The organism is Bacillus cereus group sp. BceL220 (genome assembly GCF_051776965.1).
GTDB lineage: Bacteria > Bacillota > Bacilli > Bacillales > Bacillaceae_G > Bacillus_A > Bacillus_A cereus.
In genome coordinates this window covers 1-530 of sequence record NZ_JBPWBC010000055.1, presented here as the reverse complement: position 1 = coordinate 530, position 530 = coordinate 1, and the positions used below count along the sequence as shown (strand labels likewise).

Sequence of the window (530 nt, the reverse complement as noted above, 5' to 3'; positions counted from 1 at the left end):
GGGGTGAAGTCGTAACAAGGTAGCCGTATCGGAAGGTGCGGCTGGATCACCTCCTTTCTATGGAGAATTGATGAACGCTGTTCATCAATATAAGTTTCCGTGTTTCGTTTTCGTTTAGTTTTGAGAGTTCAATTCAACATTGACTCTTAAATGAGGATATGATATAAATAAATCCTGCAATTTGTATGGGCCTATAGCTCAGCTGGTTAGAGCGCACGCCTGATAAGCGTGAGGTCGATGGTTCGAGTCCATTTAGGCCCACCATACATTTTGGGGCCTTAGCTCAGCTGGGAGAGCGCCTGCCTTGCACGCAGGAGGTCAGCGGTTCGATCCCGCTAGGCTCCACCAAAAAGCTATTTTAAATAGCAAATGGTATGTTCTTTGAAAACTAGATAACAGTGTAGCTCATATTTTTTAATTTTTAGTTTGGTTAAGTTAGAAAGGGCGCACGGTGGATGCCTTGACACTAGGAGTCGATGAAGGACGGGACTAACGCCGATATGCTTCGGGGAGCTGTAAGTAAGCTTTGA

General features: G+C 45.1%; 2 tRNA genes and 2 rRNA genes. All 4 read left to right on the top strand.

Features of this window, described 5'->3' with window-relative positions:
- Nucleotides 1-57: ribosomal RNA gene (locus ACS2FK_RS30470) — 16S ribosomal RNA — on the top strand; the annotation flags it as partial.
- A 130-nt stretch (nt 58-187) separates the two neighbouring features.
- A tRNA-Ile gene (locus ACS2FK_RS30465) sits at nt 188-264 on the top strand.
- Between the two features lie 8 nt (nt 265-272).
- Nucleotides 273-348 (top strand) — tRNA-Ala (locus tag ACS2FK_RS30460).
- An 80-nt stretch (nt 349-428) separates the two neighbouring features.
- Nucleotides 429-530: ribosomal RNA gene (locus tag ACS2FK_RS30455) — 23S ribosomal RNA — on the top strand; the annotation flags it as partial.